Genomic DNA, 14,337 nt, shown 5'->3' on the forward strand with positions numbered 1-14,337 from the left:
CAGGTCGAGGCGTTGCCGCTGGGCAAGGAGGCGGTCGGCCGGGCGTTGACCGCCGCCGGCCTGGACGCCGGTGACATCGGCCTCTTCGTGGTCTGAGGCGGCGCGGCTGCTTCCCGGCGCGGCGGCGCTGGCCGCGGCGGCCGGCGACACGACCGCCGCCGAGCGCCTGGCCGCCCGCGCGATCAGCCTCTACCGCCCGCCGCGCCGTTGATCCGGCCAGCGAACCGCGACACCGCCTTCTCGCCGAGCCGGCGACGGGGTCAGAGCCAGCCGAACCAGGACTTCGGCAGGAGGGCGTAGCCGACGAAGGCGACCACGTCGAGCAGGGTGTGCGCCACGATCAACGGTCCCACCCGTCGGGTGCGCAGGTAGAACAGGCCGAAGATCACGCCCATCACCGCGTTGCCGAGGAACGCGCCGAAGCCCTGGTAGAGGTGGTAGGAGCCGCGGAGCAGGGCGCTCGCCGCGAGCACCGCGCCGAGCCGCCACTGGAGCTGCCGCAGCCGGGTGACCAGGTAGCCGACCACGATCACCTCCTCCAGCACGGCGTTCTGCACGGCGGCCAGGATCAGCACCGGCACCGCCCACCAGAGGTGCGGCAGGGCGGCCGGGACCAGGGTGGCGTTAATCCCGAGTTGGGCCGCCACCCAGAACAGGGCCAGTCCGGGCAGGCCGATCAGCGCCGCCAGGCCCGCGCCCCGGGCCAGGTCCTGCCCGGGCCGGCTGAGGTCGGCGCCGAGCGCCCGCGCCGGGTCGCCGGGGTCGCGCGCCAGCAGGTGTACGGCGAGCAGCACCGGCAGCAGCGCGAAGAGGATCCCGAGCAGCTGGTACGTCAGGTCGAGGTACGGCCGGGCCGTCACGGAGGTGTTCAGCGAGGCGGTCTGCTTCGACAGCCCGCCCGTGGCGGTCAGCTTGGCGACCAGCGAGACGAGGGCGTACACGGCCGACTGGCCGAGGGAGAGGCCGAGCACGAGCAGCGTCTCGGTGCCCAGGGTCCGGCGGGAGACCGGGCGGGTGAGCTCGTCAACCGTCACCGGACCACTGTGCCGCACTCCGGGGCCGGTCGGCACGTCCGGCGGGCAGGTGAGCCGGTCGCACATCGTGTGCGACCGGCCGGCACGCTCTGTGGAGATTCTATGGGGGCCGATCCGCCCGTCAGGAGAAGGAGCGTGCCCTCGTGGAGAACTTCGCGCGACTGCTGAAGGAGAGCTGGACCCTGGTCGAGGAGCACCGGGAGCGGCTCAGCGGTCACTTCTACGCCCGGCTCTTCCTCCTCGACCCGGCGCTGCGCATGCTCTTCCCGGTGCAGATGAACGGGCAGGGCGACCGGATCCTGGAGGCGATCGTCACCGCCACCCAGACGATGGACGACCCGGAGAGCTTCGACGAGTACCTGCGCGCGCTGGGCCGGGACCACCGGAAGTTCCACGTCGAGGCGAGCCACTACGAGACCATGGGCGTCGCCCTGCTGGACGCGCTGCGCAGCACGGCCGGGGACGGCTGGAACCTGGAGTACGACCAGGCGTGGCGGGAGGCGTACGCCAGCATCAGCGAGCGGATGCTGGCCGGCGCGGCGGCCGACGACAACCCGCCGTTCTGGCACGCCGAGGTGCTCACCCACGAGCGGCACGGCCCGGACACCGCGGTGCTGACCGTGCGCGCCCTCCAGGCTCCGATGACCTGGCAGGCCGGGCAGTACGTGAGCGTGGAGGCGCCCCGCCACCACCCGCGGGTGTGGCGGACGTACTCGGTGGCGAACGCCCCGAACGAGGAGAACGTGCTGGAGTTCCACGTGCGGACGCCGGCCGGCGCGGCGGGCTGGGTGTCCGGGGCGTTGGTCCGCCGGACCAGGCCGGGCGACCTGCTGCGGGTGGCCGCGCCCATGGGCTCGATGACCCTGGACCGCGCCTCCACGCGGGACATCCTCTGCGTGGCGGGCGGGGTGGGGCTGGCCCCGATCAAGGCGCTGGTGGAGGAGCTGACCCGGGTCAACCGGACCCGCTGGGTGCATGTCTTCTACGGCGCCCGCCGGCCGGCGGAGCTGTACGGGCTGCCCGCCCTGGAGAAGCTGGTGGCCGCCCACCCGTGGCTGTCGGTGACCCCGGCGTGCAGCGACGACCCCGGCTTCGACGGCGAACTCGGCGACATCTCCGAGGTGGTCACCCGGTACGGCCCGTGGACCACGCACGACTGCTACGTCTCCGGCTCGGCGGGGATGGTCCGGGCGACCCTGCGCGCGTTGGCCGCCGACGACGTGCCGCCGGGCAACATCCGCTACGACACCTTCGGCAACATCTAGGCCTTTCTCCCCCCGGGCCGGGTCGCGTGCCCCTGCCCCGTCGGGCACGCGACCCGGCCCCCCGTCCACCGGTACGCGGGTCGGGCCGGCAACCGGCCCGCGTACCGGAGCGGGTCAGTAGCGCCAGGGGGTGCCGGTCTCCCGGTACTCCTCGACCGGCACCAGTGGCACGCCGGGGGCCATCCGGTCGGCGTAGAGGCGACCCTCCAGGTGGTCGATCTCGTGGGCGACCAGCCGCGCCATCGCGTACTCGAAGGACGTGATGACCCGGCTGCCGTCCCACTGGGCGTGCTCGACGTCGATCCACAGCGGCCGGGGCACCAGGCCGCGGTGGTCGAAGAAGGAGAGGCAGCCCTCGTACTGCTCGTCGGTGTCGGGGGAGCTGTCCACCACCCGGGGGTTGAGCAGCACGATCGGTTCGGCGGCGCGGTCGGCGGGGCGGACCAGGGCGGCGGCCCAGCCGAGCCCGAGCTGCGGGGCGGCGATGCCGACGCCCTTGCTGAACGGGTGCAGCTCGTCGAGGCGGACCAGCACGCCGGAGAGGCGGTCGACAACGTCGCGGGCGAGCTGTTCCTCGCGCGGCAGGTCGAACTGACGGGCGGGCTGCCGGAGCAGGTCGTCGCCGCGCTGCACGATGCCGACCGCACGCATCCGGTCGCTGGCCCGCACCCGGGTGCCGGGGGCCGGGCCCTCGGGCTCGGCGTCGGGGGGCTGGCTGCGGAACCGCCACTGCATCCGGTAGCGGGCGTTCAGCGGCGGGTCGTCGGTCGCCCAGTCGAAGATCGCCCGGCCGCCGTCGCCGCTGCGCTGGATCGGGGTACGCAGCGGACCCTCCTCGGCGGAAAGGGACGTCTCGGCGCCCCACACCTTCGGGTCGAGGTCGGCGGGGAGGTCGAGGCGGACGGCCAGGTGCCGGGTGGGCAGGCGTACGGCGCGCTGGAACCAGGGGCCCCACTTGTCCCGCCCGACCCGGTACGCGTACTCGATGGTGGCCCGGTCGCCCGGGTAGAGCGGGAAGCGCCCCTCGTCGTTCTCGAAGAGCAGCCAGATCTCCTTGAACGCGTCCCGGTCGTGCTTGGCCCGCCAGTGCATCGGCTCCCGCGTGCCGCCGTCGTCCCGGTAGGCCGTCAGGTGCAGCTCGGCGAAGGTGAGCGGGTGCTCCCGGTGGTGCCGGTTGGAGCGGCCGGGGTCGTTGGGGTAGCGGTCGACGGCGACCCGGACCAGGTAGCGGGTGACCGGTTCGGTGCCGGCGTTGTACAGCTCACGCCGGATGGCGCAGACGTAGCCGTCGTCGGCGTGAGTGAGGGTGGCTGTCTCGCGCTCGACCACCAGCCCGGTGCCGGGCGGCAGCCACTGGCCGGGCACGGGCGGGTCCCGGTGCGCGCCGCCGGAACGGCCGTGCCGCAGTTCGTCGTACTCCCGGAAGCGCTGCCAGATCGCGCCGCTGGCCTCCAGCACGGCCTCGGCGCGGCGGGCGAAGTCCTCGGTGGGCCGGTGCCGCCGACCCTCGACGTGGCTGACGTACGACGGGTCGAACCCCATCAGCGTCGCCAACTGCTTCTTGGACAGCCCTCGGCCGGTGCGGTGCCGGGCGAGTTCGGCCGCGAACGAGTCGGCGGCACGCTCGATCGGTGAGGTCGTCATCGGCTTCCTCGTACGCGGGAAGACCATTTTCACGTTCAGTGGCCGAACGTGTACGGAAACTGCCTCGTATTCGACACTCACCTTGACATTCCAGCGGTGTCCGTCGATGCTTGCGCGGCCTGCCGCCCCGCCGGGCGGCGTTTTCCGCCCAGCTCGCCGGGTAGTACGCGACGGGCGACGGAGTGACCCGGACCTCTCCCCGGAACCCACGGGACCACTTTCCCTCCGGCGGAAGCTGTGGTTAGGCTAGCCTTAGTCCGGGCCGGCGGCAGACGGCGGCCGGTGCGGCAACCAGACAGGGGACGACCAAGGTGACTGCGGTGATGCCGGGGCGGGACGTCACCTCCCCGTTCGCCCCGGTGACCGCGACCCTGCGCGCCATGTTCGGCACCGACGACCTGCCCGGGCTGGCGCGCGGCCTGCTGGTCACCGACGGCGCGCCGCACTGGGCTCCGGCCGCCCGGCTGGTCGACGGCACCCTGCTCCCCGAGTTCCTGCGGGCAGCGGGCCGGCGCTGGGGCGGCACCCCGCACGCCTGCGCCGCGCTGGCCTGGAAGTCCTACAGCTACTGGACGGCGTTGCCGGCGGTGCTCGGCTGGGCCTCGGCCCGGCGGGTGCCGTTGCTCGACCCGGCCGACGTGCTGATCCACTTCGAGGACCACCACCAGCTGCTCACCCTGGGCCTGCGCAGCTCGACCGCGGTCGCGGTGCTCCCCGGCGACCCGCTGGCGCTGGCCGGCGCGCCGGGCGTCCGGGTGGTGGCCGACGAGGCCGCGCTGCTCGACGCGCTGCGCGCCTCGCTGCTCGACGCCCACTTCGCCCCGCTGATCGCGGCCATCCAGGGCGAGGTCCGGATCGGCACCCGTACGCTGCTCGGCTCGGTCGCCTCCGGCATCGCGCACGGCATCCTGCGCGCCTCGGACGCGCTCCCCGGCTCCTCGACCGCGACCATCGGCACACTGCTCGACGCGCTCGACCTGAGCGACCTGGTCGAGCTGGTGCCGGGCCCGGCCGGCGAGCCGACCGTGCAGCGGCGCACCTGCTGCCTGGCCTTCACCCTGCCCCGGCCGAAGATCTGCCAGGGCTGCTGCGTCCGCCAGGCCTGACCCGGCCCGCAGGCCCGTTCAGTCGACGAGGGGACGCACGTCCCAGAGCCAGACCCCGCCGGTGAAGGTCGGCGTGATCCCGGTCAACTCGGTCATCCCCCGGTACAGCGAGCCGGCCTGCCGCAGCCGGGGGTCGAGGACCACCGCCCCCGCCCGCCAGTACCGCAGGTCGTCCACGGCGGCCACCCGGTCCTGCGGGGTGATCGGCGGCACGGCGTCGGTCTGCCGGATGGTGGTGAAGAAGGTGCTGGTGGGGCGGGGCGGGGCGGTGAAGAGGGCGACCCGGCCGGCGCCGGGCCTGGTGTCCGGATAGAGGAAGTAGCCCCGGGCCAGCGGCATGTCCAGTCGGGTCTCGGCCGACCAGCGCAGCGGGACGGCGTAGTTGGTGTCGGGCAGCGGGAGCGTGACGATGCTGTGCCCGCCGGCCACGTAGGGCCGCCAGGCGCCGGAGGTGACGAAGGTCGGGGTCGGGTCGAGGCGCACCGAGGGCAGCGGGGTGGGCAGGAGCGGCAGCAGCGCCATGGTGAGCACGACGGCGGTGGCGAACCGGATCTGCCCGCCGGCGGCCGGGTGCCGCCGGGCCAGTCGCCGGACGTGCTCGGCGCCGAGCGCGAGCAGGATGCCGACGATCGGGGTGAGCGCCAGCGACCACCGGGTGGGCACCACCGAGTGCAGGATCGGCAGGTGCTCCAGCGCGGCCCAGGGGCCGGGGATGCCGGTGTCCCGCCCGTCGAAGCGAATCTCCCGGCCGAGCGAGAACAGCACGAAGACCGCGCCGACGGCGGCCAGGCCGAGCACCACGACGCTGTGGCGCAGCCACCAGATCAGCGCGATCACCAGCACGGCGAGGGGCCACCCGAAGAAGGCGTTCTCCTCGGTGGCGTTCTTGGCCAGCCAGACGCTGCCCCGCGCGTCACCGGCGAGCGACTCCCGGGACCAGGCGACGTAGGAGGCGAGGTCGGTGCGGTAGCCCCGGATCAGCGTGGAGAGCCCCTGGTAGGCGCCGGGTCCGAAGAACTGCACGGAGAGCGGGTACGCCAGCAGCACCCCGGAGAACCCGGCGGCCACCGCGAGCCCGGCGGCGAAGGGCCGGGCCGCCGGACGCAGTTCGGGCCGGCCGAGGGCGAGCGCCAGCACCACCACGCCCAGGCCGATCGCGGTCATCAGCAGGATCTCCAGGTTGAGGAAGGCCTGCCAGACGATCAGCAACCCGAGCAGCACGCCGTTGCGCAGCCAGCGTCCCGGCTGGGCCAGGCGCAGCGTCCGCCAGATGAGCAGCGGCACCACGAACTGGCTGACGATGTTGGGGTGGGCGTTGGCGTGGGAGACCATGGCCGGCGCGAACGCGCAGAATCCGGCCCCCAGCCAGGCCGGCCCCCGGGCCAAGTTCAGCGCCCGGGAGAGGACGAAATACCAGGCCACGCCGGTGGCGGCCATTCCGAGGGTGAGAAAGAGAAGAAATGACCAGCGCGGCCCGAACAGGACGGTGACGGGCGTCATTGGCAGCGAAATGGATAATACGGACGTATTCGCCATCAGATTGACGCCGTCCGGCACATTCATCCGGTCCGAGGTGAACGGGTAGGCAAAATCGGTCACGACCCGCGCACCGTGCGCCATCATCCACTCGAACTGTGCCTGATCGGTGCGGTTGTCCCGCACGCCGTTTTCCGGGTCGAGCCAGATCCGGGCGGTCACCCAGAAGGCGAGCAGCACGAAGCTGAGCACGGCGACGACGTCGACCCACCTGCCCTGCCCCGGTCGTCCGCCCTCGTCGGGCCCGTCCTCGGCGGCACCACCCGAGGCGGCGTCCGATTCAGGAGTAGTCATGACAATTCAGAGCGTAGTCAGGGTATGGCAGGGACGTGACATGTTTCGGGGTACTGGCGTACTATGTGCCGGGTTCGCCGACCGCCGATCACGTGCCCACCCCCGACCGCAATTCGGCCACCCCCGGTGCCCCGATTCCCCCGCCGTCCATCCGGATGGTTGACTCTGTCGGTCCAGGCGCGGGTCAGTCATATCGTGAGGAATCGACGCATGGCAGATATCACTGGGGATCAGCGCGTCCAGTCGGAGGTGCTCGAAGGTCTTGCCACGGCGGTGAACCACCGCCGGTGGTTCGTCGAGCTCGCCGTGCCCTACCTCGGTGACAACCCCATCGAGATCGGCAGCGGCCTGGGTGACTACGCCCTGGAGTGGTCCGAGCACCTGCCCCGGATCACCGCCACCGAGGCAGACCCGGACCGGCTGGTCCGGCTCAAGGAGCGGCTGGCCGAGCACCCGAGCATCGAGGTCCGGCAGATGCTGCTGCCGCACTCCGAGCGCGGCGACTACAGCGCGGCCGTGTCGTACAACGTGCTGGAGCACATCGACGACCACGTCGGCGCGCTGAGCAGCATGCGCGACCTGGTCCGCCCCGGCGGCGCGGTGATCATCATCGTGCCCGCGTTCCAGTTCGCCATGAGCCCGGCCGACATCGCCACCGGCCACGTCCGGCGTTACACGAAGAAGACCCTGGCCGCGGCGATGACCGAGGCGGGCCTCACCGTCGAGAAGATCCACTACGCGAACGCGCTCGGCCTGATCGGCTACTTCATGGCCACCAAGGTCTTCCGGCTGATGCCGAAGGAGGGGCCCATGGTGAAGGTCTACGACACCCTGGTCCTCCCGGCCACCAAGGCCGCCGAGCAGCGGGTGCGGCCGCCGTTCGGGCAGTCCGTCTTCGCGGTCGCCCGCGTCCCCGCCTGACCCGCACGAGGAAGGCCCCCGGGATCCCGGGGCCTTCCTCGTGCCGGCTCACTCCTTGACCTGGTACGTCGGGCGGATCACCGCCCGGGCCAGGGTGTGGAAGGCCAGGTTGAAGCCGACGTACGCGGGGCTGGCCCCCTTGCCCACGTCGAGCCGCTCCACGTCCACGGCGTGCACCGCGAAGACGTACCGGTGCGGCCGGTCGCCGGGCGGCGGGGCGGCGCCGCCGTAACCGGTGTCGCCGTAGTCGCTGCGGATGCTGAACGCGCCGCCGAGGTCGCTCTCCTTGACCCCGGTGGGCAGCTCGGTGACCGAGGCGGGCACGTCCACCAGCACCCAGTGCCAGAAGCCGCTGCCGGTCGGCGCGTCGGGGTCGAAACAGGTGACCACGAAGCTCTTGGTCCCGTCCGGGAAGCCCGACCAGGCCAGGTGCGGGGAGACGTTCTCGCCGCCGGTGCTTCCGTGCGCGTACCGGGCGTCCATCGGCTCGCCGTTGTGCACGTCGTCACTGGTCAGATTGAACGACGGCACGGTCGGCAGCAGCTCGTACGGGTCCGGGGCGATCGGTCGTTCCAGGCTCATCGAAACGGTCCTTCCGGGTGCGCGCGAATGTCCTGCGCCCCTTCATACCCCTTCCGCGGCCCGGATCGAACCGGAAGCGCCCGGTGTCCGGACTGACCGACCTGCCCTTGTGGCGCGGAGGCACGACGAATATCGTCCCGATGTATCGGCTTGATATATCGGACGACCCGCCCGGTCGCCCGACAACCCGGGAGGTGCGATGAGGTCGATCGACTACGACACGGAGCAGCACCAGAACTACGCGCGCGGCCGCGCGCTCAGCCAGCAGCAACTGCAGGTATGGATCGACGCCTTCGCGGCGGTGCTGCCCGAGCGGCGTCCCCTGTCGGGGCTGGACGTCGGCTCCGGGACCGGCCGGTTCACCCCCGCGCTGGCAGGAGCGTTCGGGCCGGTCACCGGCGTCGAGCCGTCGGTCCGCATGCGCGAGGTCGCGCAGGCGCGGGCCCAGCATCCGGATGTGCGGTATCTGGCCGGCAGCGCCGAGGACCTGCCGGTGCCGTCCGGCAGCGCCGACTACGCTCTCCTGTTCCTGTCCTGGCACCACGTCAAGGACAAGCCCCGGGCAGCCCGGGAGCTGGCCAGGGTGGTCAGGCCCGGCGGGCGGCTGCTGCTGCGCGCGAATTTCAGCGACCACCATCCCCGGCCGTGGTGGCTGGCGCACTTCCCCCGCGGCTACGAGACGGACGCCGCGCTGTTTCAGCCGCTGCACGAGGTCATCGCCATGTTCACGGCGGTCGGCTGGCGGGTCGCCAGCTTCGGCACGGTCACCGAGCCCTCCCCGGGCACCTACGGCGACATGCTCGAACGGCTGCGCCTGCGTACCCTCTCGTTCTTCGGGCAGCTCGGTCCCGACGAACTGGAGGCCGGCTTCCGCCGGCTGGAGCAGGCCGTTGCCGCGAACCCCGGCGCACCGGCGCCGGTGTTCGCCGAGCCGCTGCTCACGCTCGAACTGAGCTGACGCGTCGTCAACGGCGGAGGGTGTGGGATTCGAACCCACGAAGGACATCGCTGCCCTTACCGGTTTTCAAGACCAGCGCCATCGGCCACTAGGCGAACCCTCCCTGCCACGTCCCCCACGGGGGTACGCGGCCGTGCCTAGTCTGCCACGGAGGGTGGGACGGGCAAGCCGCCGTCCCACCCCTGCCTCCGGGGTGCTCCCGTGCGGGAGCCCCCGGCGGTGGCGCTGATCAGTCGAAACATGGCGGCGGGTGGGTCCACTGTGGTCGGGGCTCCGGCTGGACTCCTCGGCGCAGACCCCCGAGACGGTGGACGAGATCCTGGCCCGGGCGTGGACGGCCGGCCGGATCGGGTAAGACTGGGCTATGCACGCGATCACGATCCCGAAACCCGGTGGACCCGAGGCTCTCGTCTGGGCGGCGGTGCCCGACCCGGAGCCCGGCCCGGGCGAGGTGGTGGTCGAGGTGCTGGCCAGCGCGGTGAACCGGGCCGACCTGCTGCAACGGCAGGGGCAGTACCCGCCGCCACCGGGCGCGCCCGCGTACCCGGGGTTGGAGTGTTCCGGAGTGGTGGCCGCGCTCGGTCCGGAGGTCACCGGCTGGGCGGTCGGCGACGAGGTCTGCGCGCTGCTGGCCGGCGGCGGCTACGCCGAGCGGGTCGCCGTGCCGGCCGGCCAGCTGCTGCCCGTGCCGGCCGGCGTGGACCCGGTCGACGCGGCGGCGCTGCCCGAGGTGGCCTGCACGGTCTGGTCGAACGTGGTGCAGCTGGCCCGGCTGGCCGAGGGCGAGACGCTGCTGGTGCACGGCGGCGGCAGCGGGATCGGCACGTTCGCCATCCAGCTCGGGGTGGCGCTCGGCGCGACGGTGGTGGTGACCGCCCGCGCGGCGAAGCACGAGCGGCTCCGCGAGCTGGGTGCCGCGCACACCGTCGACTACGGGGAGCAGGACTTCGTCGAGGAGGTCCGCCGAGTCACCGACGGCCGGGGCGCGGACGTGATCCTGGACATCATGGGCGCCGCCTACCTGCCGCGGAACGTGGCGGCGCTGGCCACCGGCGGCCGGCTCGTGGTGATCGGCATGCAGGGCGGCCGCAAGGGCGAGCTGGACCTGGGGATGCTGCTGGCGAAGCGCGCCTCGGTGCACGCGACGGCGCTGCGTTCCCGCCCGCTCGTCGAGAAGGCGGAGATCGTCCGGGGGGTCCGCGAGCAGGTGTGGCCGCTGGTCGAGTCGGGGAAGATCCGGCCGGTGGTGCACGCGCGGGCCAAGATGGCCGAGGCTGCCGACGCGCACCGGCTGGTGGAGTCCAGCGACCACCTGGGCAAGGTGCTGCTGGTCCGGTGACCGGTCAGGCCCTGTCCGCCCCGGGGCGGGGGAGCATCAGCCGGGCGCCGGCGCCCTCGGCGGCGAGCACGTCGCCCGGGTTGTAGAGGGTGCAGCGCTGCAACGACAGGCAGCCGCAGCCGATGCAGCCGTCGAGGTCGTCGCGGAGCTTGCCGAGCAGCCGGATCCTCTCGTCCAGCCGCTCCCGCCAGGCCCGGGAGAGGGCGGCCCAGTCGTCGGGGGTGGGCGTCCGCCCCGACGGCAGCGAGTCCAGCGCCTCCCGGATCTCCTCCAGCGAGACGCCGACCTGCTGGGAGATCCGGATGAAGGCCACCCGGCGCAGCTCGGTGCGGGCGTAGCGACGCTGGTTGCCGCCGGTCCGCTCGGCGCGGATCAGCCCGAGCCGCTCGTAGTAGCGCAGCGCGGAGGGAGCCACGCCGCTGCGCTCGGCGAGCTGGCCGATGGTCAGGGTTGCTTCGTGCATCACAGGGCCTTGAGTTGAAGTGCGCTTCAACTCCGAGGCTATCCGCATGACGACGACGACCGCCACCGACCCCGCGGTGCTCAGAGCGCTGCTCGACCGGGTACGCGCCGGCCGCGAGTTCGGCGCGAACGTGTATTCGACGCTGGACGTGCTCCAGGTGCTCTACGACCGGGTGCTCCGGATCACCCCGGCGACCGTGGACGACCCGGACCGGGACCGCTTCGTGCTCTCCAAGGGGCACGCGGTCGCCGGCTACTACGCGCTGCTCGCCGCCAAGGGCTTCATCCCGGTGGCCTGGCTGGACGACCAGGGCGGCCCGGAGAGCCGGCTCGGCGACCACCCGGACCGGCTGCTCGTGCCCGGGGTGGAGATCGGCTCCGGGTCGCTCGGCCACGGCCTCGGCCTGGGCGTCGGCACCGCGCTCGGCCTGCGGGCCCAGGGCCGCACCGACCCCCGGGTGTACGTGCTGCTCGGCGACGCCGAGCTGGACGAGGGCTCGAACCACGAGGCGATCGCGTACGCGGGCGCCACCGGGCTCGGCAACCTGACCGCGATCGTGCTGGACAACCGGTCGGCGAGCCACGGCTGGCCAGGCGGCGCGGCGAGCCGGTTCACCGTCAACGGCTGGACCGCCGCGACCGTCGACGGCCGGGACCACGCGGCCCTGCACACCGCCCTGACCGGGCACGACCACCACCGGCCGCACGTCGTCGTCGCGGTCGTCACCGACGGGGAGTGACCATGACCATGCGCGAAACCTTCGTGACCACCGCCGAGGAGGTCCTGGCGGATCCCCGCACCACGATCGTGCTCGCCGACATCTCGGCCGCCGCGTTCGCCCCGGCCGCGGCGCGCTATCCGGGCCGGGTGGTCAACGTCGGAATCCGGGAGCAGTTGATGGTGGGCGTGGCCGGCGGGCTGGCGCTGACCGGCCAGCGGCCGATCGTGCACAGCTACGCGCCGTTCCTGGTCGAGCGGGCGTACGAGCAGATCAAGCTGGACCTCGACCACCAGGGGGTCGGGGCGGTGCTGGTGAGCGTCGGCGCGTCCTACGACCGGGCGGCGGCGGGGCGGACCCACCTCGCGCCGGCCGACGTGGCGCTGATCGACACGCTGCGCGACTGGACCGTGCACGTGCCCGGTCACCCGGACGAGGTGCCCGGGCTGCTGCGCGACGTGGTGTGCGGGCGGGGCTCGGCGTACCTGCGGCTGTCCACCCGGACCAACGCGCGGGCGTACCCCGAGGCGGGTGACCTGCGGGTGGTGCGGGACGCCGGGCCGGGCGCGCCGCTGCTGGTGGCGGTCGGGCCGGTGTTGGACGCGGCCCTCGCGGCGATGGACGACCGGCCGGTCACGGTGGCCTACACCCACCGGCCGCGGCCGTTCGACACGGCCGGGCTGCGGGCGATCGCCGGCACCGAGGTGATCCTGGTCGAGCCGTACCTGGCGGGCACCTCGGCCCGGGTGGTGGGCGAGGCGCTGTCCGACCGGCCGCACCGGCTGCTCACCCTCGGGGTGGGCCGGGCGGACCTGCGTCGCTACGGCACGCCCGAGGACCACGACCGCTGGCACGGCCTGGACGCGGCCGGCCTGCGCCGCTCGGTCGACGAGTTCCTGACCCCGGCCGCGGCCCCCTGACCGGCGAGACGACGGAACCCCGCGACCCGGCCTGCGCCGGGGTGCGGGGTCCGTGTCGTGCGTGGGGCGTCAGCGGGCGGCGGGGCCGACCGGGCGGCGCCGGGCGCGCTCGCGGGCCAGGATCCAGATCGCCTCGACGCCGTCCTTCCAGGTGATCTTCTTGCCCTCCTCGCGGCCCCGGGCGCGGTAGCTGATCGGGACCTCGTAGGGGCGGATCCGCTGGCGGAGCAGCTTGCCGGTGACCTCGGCCTCCATGCCGAAGCCGCGGGAGCGGACCTGGAGCGAGCGGTAGAGCTCCAGCGGCATCAGCTTGAAGCAGGTCTCCAGGTCGCCGATGTACGAGTTGTAGAGCACGTTGGCGGCGAGCGTCACGCCCTTGTTGCCCATCACGTACCAGAAGCTGTAGGAGCTGTGGCTGCCGAAGGTCCGGTTGCCGTAGACCACCGTGGCGCGCCCGTCGAGCACGGGCTCGAGCAGCCGCGGGATGTCCTGCGGGTCGTACTCGAGGTCGGCGTCGAGGATGACCATGTACTCACCCTCGGCGTTGTCGACGGCGGTCTTGATCGCCGCGCCCTTGCCAGCGTTGCGCTGGTGGGTGATCACCCGCAGCCGGGCGTCGTCCACCCGGCCCAGCACCTCGCCGGTGCCGTCCCGACTGCCGTCGTCCACGACGACGAGTTCGATCTCGCACGGGTAGTCCACCGCCAATGCCTGCTTGAGGGCATCCGCGATGCGTTCTTCCTCGTTGTAGACCGGCATGAGGATCGAGAGCTTCACGGGTTCTCCACGGTGGCGACGGTAAGTCGGGGCCTAGCCTAACCCGGCTGGTCGCCGAGGTCACGACAGGCCGCCCCCGGCCTGCCCGGACGCCCCCGGCGCCCGCCGGGGCCGGCGCGGTCACACCGGCCCCGGCGCACCCGCCTCACCGCTGCTTGACGGGGACCACGATCAGCCGGGCCACCCCGTTGTCGCCGTCCTTGGCGCCGGCCACGCCGACGGTCGTGCCGACCTTGATGTCGCTGGACTGGACGGTGGTGCGCCGCTCGACCACCCGGAGCTTCTCGTCGAAGGTCCAGGTCATGGTGAAGCCGTCGGTGGACTTCACGGTCATCGACTTCGCGTCGATGGCGGTCACCTGGCCGCGCTGCACGGCGATGGTCTTCGTCCCGCCGTCCTTGGTCTGCACCACGACCTCGCCGTGCAGCGTGTTCTTGCGCAGCAGCACCCGGGCGCGGTGCCGCTTGCGCCACTCCTGCGCCCGCTCGCCCCGCTTGTCCCGCGGGCCGGCCTGCTCGCCGGGCGCGCCGGAGGCCGAGGGAGCCGGTGCGGCGACCGGGTCGACGTCCAGGTCGGCGGCGTCGACGCCGAGCGCGGCCAGCGCCTGGCCGTCCGCGCCCATGGCGGCGGCCACCTCGACGGCGGTCTCCTTCGCCGAGTCCTGGGCGACCTGGGCCGGGCCGCAGCCGGCGAGGCCGAGCGCGGCCGCCGCGAGCAGCGCGGTGACGCCGGTGACGATTCCCTGACGTGCCATCAGTGTTCCTCTCGTCCGTGGTGCCC

General features: G+C 73.0%; 14 protein-coding genes and 1 tRNA gene. 7 read left to right on the forward strand and 8 right to left on the reverse strand.

Annotated features, from left to right (window positions below; all coding sequences use genetic code 11):
* Window positions 1–260 precede the first annotated feature (260 nt).
* Window positions 261–1,034, reverse strand: coding sequence for a CPBP family intramembrane glutamic endopeptidase (locus ABZV78_RS24135; protein ID WP_355641983.1), 774 nt, complete (start codon window positions 1,032–1,034; stop codon window positions 261–263).
* A gap of 143 nt (window positions 1,035–1,177) precedes the next feature.
* On the opposite strand from ABZV78_RS24135, the gene ABZV78_RS24140 reads away from it, so the two are divergent.
* Window positions 1,178–2,299, forward strand: a complete 1,122-nt coding sequence (locus tag ABZV78_RS24140; RefSeq protein WP_355641985.1) for a globin domain-containing protein — start codon at window positions 1,178–1,180, stop codon at window positions 2,297–2,299.
* Window positions 2,300–2,413: 114 nt separating this feature from the next.
* Here the strand turns inward: ABZV78_RS24140 and ABZV78_RS24145 are convergent, their stop codons facing one another.
* Entirely contained in the window at window positions 2,414–3,943 is a 1,530-nt protein-coding gene (locus ABZV78_RS24145; protein WP_355641987.1) for a peptide deformylase, read from the reverse strand.
* 323 nt (window positions 3,944–4,266) lie between these two features.
* Between ABZV78_RS24145 and ABZV78_RS24150 the strand changes: the two genes are divergently transcribed.
* A complete protein-coding gene (locus tag ABZV78_RS24150; protein WP_355642028.1) occupies window positions 4,267–5,049 on the forward strand; it encodes a hypothetical protein in 783 nt (260 codons plus the stop codon).
* A gap of 18 nt (window positions 5,050–5,067) precedes the next feature.
* On the opposite strand, the gene ABZV78_RS24155 is transcribed toward ABZV78_RS24150, so the two are convergent.
* Entirely contained in the window at window positions 5,068–6,879 is a 1,812-nt protein-coding gene (locus tag ABZV78_RS24155) for a hypothetical protein (RefSeq protein WP_355641989.1), read from the reverse strand.
* A gap of 210 nt (window positions 6,880–7,089) precedes the next feature.
* On the opposite strand from ABZV78_RS24155, the gene ABZV78_RS24160 reads away from it, so the two are divergent.
* The gene (locus tag ABZV78_RS24160; RefSeq protein WP_355641991.1) at window positions 7,090–7,800 is read left to right on the forward strand and encodes a class I SAM-dependent methyltransferase; all 711 of its coding nucleotides are present in this window, start codon (window positions 7,090–7,092) and stop codon (window positions 7,798–7,800) included.
* 48 nt (window positions 7,801–7,848) lie between these two features.
* On the opposite strand, the gene ABZV78_RS24165 is transcribed toward ABZV78_RS24160, so the two are convergent.
* Window positions 7,849–8,382: a YbhB/YbcL family Raf kinase inhibitor-like protein gene (locus tag ABZV78_RS24165; protein ID WP_355641993.1), complete on the reverse strand. Its 534-nt coding sequence runs from the start codon at window positions 8,380–8,382 to the stop codon at window positions 7,849–7,851.
* A gap of 199 nt (window positions 8,383–8,581) precedes the next feature.
* On the opposite strand from ABZV78_RS24165, the gene ABZV78_RS24170 reads away from it, so the two are divergent.
* Window positions 8,582–9,340, forward strand: a complete 759-nt coding sequence (locus ABZV78_RS24170; protein WP_355641995.1) for a class I SAM-dependent methyltransferase — start codon at window positions 8,582–8,584, stop codon at window positions 9,338–9,340.
* 14 nt (window positions 9,341–9,354) lie between these two features.
* Here the strand turns inward: ABZV78_RS24170 and ABZV78_RS24175 are convergent.
* Window positions 9,355–9,443, reverse strand: a tRNA-Ser gene (locus ABZV78_RS24175).
* 261 nt (window positions 9,444–9,704) lie between these two features.
* On the opposite strand from ABZV78_RS24175, the gene ABZV78_RS24180 reads away from it, so the two are divergent.
* Complete coding sequence (locus ABZV78_RS24180; protein ID WP_355641997.1) at window positions 9,705–10,679, forward strand: NAD(P)H-quinone oxidoreductase; 975 nt, start codon at window positions 9,705–9,707, stop codon at window positions 10,677–10,679.
* A 4-nt stretch (window positions 10,680–10,683) separates the two neighbouring features.
* Here ABZV78_RS24180 and soxR read toward each other — a convergent pair whose 3' ends face one another.
* A complete protein-coding gene (gene soxR / locus ABZV78_RS24185; protein WP_355641998.1) occupies window positions 10,684–11,142 on the reverse strand; it encodes a redox-sensitive transcriptional activator SoxR in 459 nt (152 codons plus the stop codon).
* Window positions 11,143–11,188: 46 nt separating this feature from the next.
* On the opposite strand from soxR, the gene ABZV78_RS24190 reads away from it, so the two are divergent.
* A complete protein-coding gene (locus ABZV78_RS24190; protein ID WP_355642000.1) occupies window positions 11,189–11,881 on the forward strand; it encodes a transketolase in 693 nt (230 codons plus the stop codon).
* A gap of 8 nt (window positions 11,882–11,889) precedes the next feature.
* Window positions 11,890–12,780 carry a transketolase gene (locus ABZV78_RS24195; RefSeq protein WP_355642029.1) on the forward strand — a complete coding sequence of 297 codons (891 nt, stop codon included), beginning with the start codon at window positions 11,890–11,892 and terminating at the stop codon, window positions 12,778–12,780.
* 69 nt (window positions 12,781–12,849) lie between these two features.
* Here the strand turns inward: ABZV78_RS24195 and ABZV78_RS24200 are convergent, their stop codons facing one another.
* Window positions 12,850–13,557, reverse strand: coding sequence for a glycosyltransferase family 2 protein (locus tag ABZV78_RS24200; RefSeq protein ID WP_091316602.1), 708 nt, complete (start codon window positions 13,555–13,557; stop codon window positions 12,850–12,852).
* Between the two features lie 145 nt (window positions 13,558–13,702).
* Window positions 13,703–14,311, reverse strand: coding sequence for a hypothetical protein (locus ABZV78_RS24205; protein ID WP_355642002.1), 609 nt, complete (start codon window positions 14,309–14,311; stop codon window positions 13,703–13,705).
* Between the last annotated feature and the right edge of the window lie 26 nt (window positions 14,312–14,337).

Origin of the sequence: Micromonospora sp. NPDC004540 (assembly GCF_040610095.1) — a bacterium.
GTDB lineage: Bacteria > Actinomycetota > Actinomycetes > Mycobacteriales > Micromonosporaceae > Micromonospora.

Coding starts and splice junctions, on each gene's coding strand:
- ABZV78_RS24145 (WP_355641987.1), bottom strand. CDS start 3,943: ATGACGACCTCACCGATCGAGCGTGCCGCCGACTCGTTCGCGGCCGAA.
- ABZV78_RS24150 (WP_355642028.1), top strand. CDS start 4,267: ATGCCGGGGCGGGACGTCACCTCCCCGTTCGCCCCGGTGACCGCGACC.
- ABZV78_RS24155 (WP_355641989.1), bottom strand. CDS start 6,879: ATGACTACTCCTGAATCGGACGCCGCCTCGGGTGGTGCCGCCGAGGAC.
- ABZV78_RS24160 (WP_355641991.1), top strand. CDS start 7,090: ATGGCAGATATCACTGGGGATCAGCGCGTCCAGTCGGAGGTGCTCGAA.
- ABZV78_RS24165 (WP_355641993.1), bottom strand. CDS start 8,382: ATGAGCCTGGAACGACCGATCGCCCCGGACCCGTACGAGCTGCTGCCG.
- ABZV78_RS24170 (WP_355641995.1), top strand. CDS start 8,582: ATGAGGTCGATCGACTACGACACGGAGCAGCACCAGAACTACGCGCGC.
- ABZV78_RS24180 (WP_355641997.1), top strand. CDS start 9,705: ATGCACGCGATCACGATCCCGAAACCCGGTGGACCCGAGGCTCTCGTC.
- soxR (WP_355641998.1), bottom strand. CDS start 11,142: ATGCACGAAGCAACCCTGACCATCGGCCAGCTCGCCGAGCGCAGCGGC.
- ABZV78_RS24190 (WP_355642000.1), top strand. CDS start 11,189: ATGACGACGACGACCGCCACCGACCCCGCGGTGCTCAGAGCGCTGCTC.
- ABZV78_RS24195 (WP_355642029.1), top strand. CDS start 11,890: ATGCGCGAAACCTTCGTGACCACCGCCGAGGAGGTCCTGGCGGATCCC.
- ABZV78_RS24205 (WP_355642002.1), bottom strand. CDS start 14,311: ATGGCACGTCAGGGAATCGTCACCGGCGTCACCGCGCTGCTCGCGGCG.